The organism is Aneurinibacillus danicus (genome assembly GCF_007991215.1).
In the GTDB taxonomy this organism is placed as follows: domain Bacteria; phylum Bacillota; class Bacilli; order Aneurinibacillales; family Aneurinibacillaceae; genus Aneurinibacillus; species Aneurinibacillus danicus.
In genome coordinates, this window is sequence record NZ_BJXX01000033.1 from 1 (window position 1) to 3,013 (window position 3,013).

Annotated in this window: 4 protein-coding genes; 2 read left to right on the top strand and 2 right to left on the bottom strand. The window is 50.8% G+C overall.

Annotated elements, in window-relative coordinates; genetic code table 11:
• Positions 1-110 precede the first annotated feature (110 nt).
• On the bottom strand, positions 111-731 hold the full coding sequence (locus ADA01nite_RS22410; RefSeq protein WP_218029529.1) for a copper amine oxidase N-terminal domain-containing protein: 621 nt from the start codon (positions 729-731) through the stop codon (positions 111-113).
• Between the two features lie 406 nt (positions 732-1,137).
• Positions 1,138-1,383 carry a group-specific protein gene (locus ADA01nite_RS03715; RefSeq protein WP_146808562.1) on the bottom strand — a complete coding sequence of 82 codons (246 nt, stop codon included), beginning with the start codon at positions 1,381-1,383 and terminating at the stop codon, positions 1,138-1,140.
• 103 nt (positions 1,384-1,486) lie between these two features.
• Here ADA01nite_RS03715 and ADA01nite_RS03720 point away from each other — a divergent pair, with 103 nt between their 5' ends.
• A complete protein-coding gene (locus ADA01nite_RS03720; RefSeq protein WP_146808563.1) occupies positions 1,487-1,948 on the top strand; it encodes a collagen-like protein in 462 nt (153 codons plus the stop codon).
• A gap of 112 nt (positions 1,949-2,060) precedes the next feature.
• Positions 2,061-2,984 (top strand): Na/Pi cotransporter family protein, encoded by a 924-nt coding sequence (locus ADA01nite_RS03725; protein WP_146808564.1) that lies wholly within the window; start codon positions 2,061-2,063, stop codon positions 2,982-2,984.
• The last annotated feature ends 29 nt before the right edge of the window (positions 2,985-3,013 follow it).

Here is a 3,013-nt window from a genome sequence, read left to right on the forward strand (position 1 = left end):
GCCATGGTGGTTTTCTGTCATCATGCCCTATCTTACCAGAAACACGGCAGAAAAACGAGAAGCGGACGCCTGATGGCCCAGCGTCCGCCTCTTTAGCCCCTCACCGGTATTTAATTCGTTTTAATGTGAATGGTCAGGTTTTTCGCATCCCATTCCACTTTAGAGCCCAGCGCTTCGCTTACGAAGCGAACCGGCACCATAGTACGGTTGTTGATGATAACCGCTTTTTGGTCAAGCTTCACTGTTCTTCCGTCTACAGATGCCTTCAAATCACCGATTTTCAGCCTTACTTTCTTTTTCCCTTTAGTCGCATGAACCGTGCTGTTTTTGCCGTCCCACTGGATGTTGGCGCCCAGCGCTTCAAAGATGCTGCGCAGCGGTACAACGGCCCGGCCGTTGATGATGATTGGCTTCTGGTCCGCAATCATGATTTTACCATTGATTTTTATTACAATTGTCGCTTCTCTTTTCTGCTCCGGCTTAGGAGCAGGTGTTACCGTCACGCTGTCTCCTGTTGTCGTTGCTGCTTTTTGTCTTTCGATATTAGCCATGATGGCTTGTCTTGCCGTTTCGTTGTTCACATGCTTCAATGCATTTTCTAAGCATTTCACTTTGACAGCCTCTTCTTTTTTTGCAGGCTCTGTCGCCGTTACAGTATCCTGTGCAAATACGGAAGTGCCTCCTGCAAGGAGAGTTGCCGCTAATAGTCCGCTTATGATTTTTCTGTTCACTAGTATTCTCCCTTTCTTGATGTATTTTTATCCTTGACTGTAATATTTTTCGCAGAGAAGAAAATTTTTTTGTCGCATTTCCCGAAAAAGTGTTACATAAGAAAAACTCGCGGGCGTTGCCGCTCGTCCTTTTTCCACACAGAAGACAAGCGGCCGCTTTGTGGCCCTTCGGTCGGACCGGCAAAACATCCGGGTACCCCGAAGAGGGAGACAATTGCCGGTCTTTCCCTCCCTCCAGGCCACACGCTCCACACGGAAAAAGCAACGGTCGGCACACGCCTCGCGAGTTTTTCCTCGATTACAATGGAGGGAAAGTATATTTCACTTTATCACTGTAAAGCGAAATATACTTTCCTATACATTAAAAAATGCCTCCTGCTTGTCCGAAGCAAGAGGCATTTCTTATTTAGTCTTTTTGCAACAGTCTGGCAAATTCTTCGTTGCGCCGCGCTCTTTCCGTGTCATCTGCTAAGTCGTATTTTTTTAACAAGTGAAATACATGGTTTAGCTCGGCTTGAGTCCGTCCGTTTTCCAAGTATTCCGGCAGGGAAGATGCGATGTCTGTCGGAAGATGCGGCTCGATTGCGCCCAGTTTATTGCGCACATCCTCTAAAGAATGGTCAATGCTGCATCCGGTCGTTTTCGGTTCCATGTCGCTCATCCTTTCGTTTGTCATTTGCCATGCAGGCTTGTGCCTATTTTATACGCATTTGTCCCTGATTGTGAATAGTCTATACGGAAAGGAAGGTGTTACTATGGGTAAATCCCCTAAAAAAGATAACAGACAGTTTAACGTACCGACCGTTCCGGGCTTACCGCCCCGTCCACCAACCGGCGGTTTTCCACCACCTCCACCCGGTTATTTCCCTCCATTCCAACCGCCGACACAGCCGCCGTACCCGGGTCCGTTTCCTGGAGAAGGGCAGCTCCCCGGAGGACAAGGCCAACCGCCTCAACCGACTTCGCCGCCGCCGAGTTTCGTTCCGCAGCAACCGCAGGGAGGAGTCGGCACACTGGCGGTTGCACCAAGCAGCCTGCGCATGTGTCTGTACCGTTGGACGTATGTATGGCTATCGAACGGCGAGCAATACTGGATCTGGCCATTCTCTATCCAACAGAGGACCGTATCATTCTACCGATATATTCCTTTCTTTGGCTACACCATTGGCGGACTTGATACAAGGCGCATCAATTCTTTTGTCTGCAGCACCTACTAATCCGCTCGACGGATTTGTAACAGGGTCCGTCTTTTGTTTTTCTACGGCCTGTCATGCCTGTCTTAGACCCCGCATACATATGGGGTAGATGGGGACGAGAGGAGACGAACGGATGGCTACACTTGTGTTTCCCCTCCTGGCAGGGTTTGGGTTGTTTCTGGGCGGCATGCATTTCATGCGGCTCGGTTTGTTCGCGCTGGCGGGCGATAGTCTGCACCGCTGGCTTGTACGCTTTACGAAAACGCCGATGCGCGGCATGATTACAGGAACGCTGGTGACAATGCTTGTACAGAGCAGCAGCGCGGTGTCTGTCGTAACAATCGGGCTTGCGAACGCGCGCCTGCTATCGTTCCCGCAGACGGTAGGCATTATTCTGGGGACGAATATCGGGACGACGTTTACCACTCAATTGATTGCGCTCAACCCGCAGAAACTGGCGCTGCCGATGTTTCTCATCGGCTGCTCTGTATTGTGGCTACGTTCGCAGGTTGTGCGGGCAATCGGAATGTCGATGTCGGGTTTCGGATGTGTGTTTTTGGGAATTCAGATGATGCAAGTGGCAGCCGAACCGCTGCAGCATACACCATTCTTTCTATCAGCTCTGGCGCGGCCGGACAGCCATTATTTCAACGGCATCTTTCTCGGGGCGATGTTTACGGCCCTTTTGCACAGCAGTTCTGCCGTAACGGCGATGACGATGGGTTTTATGAAAGAGAAGATTCTGTCGCTGGGGATGGGAATTGCGATTGTGCTGGGCAGCAATGTCGGAACATGTATAACCGCCATTATGGCAGCTGTGGGGGGCAACGCGGCGGCAAAGCAGGTTGCCTGGGTGCATGTCATGCTGAATGTTGCAGGTGTGCTCGTGTTCTTTCCTTTCATCCAGCCGTTTGCCGTGTTAGTATCCTGGCTCACCGGCGATCCGGCACTGCAAATCGCCCACGCGCAGACGCTGTTCAATGTGATTAGCTCGCTGCTGGCGCTTCCATTTGCGCATGCAATCGCACGAATGGCGCAGCATTATATTAAAGGATAAAAGGAGGGGGAAAAGAAAGAAAAAGATCC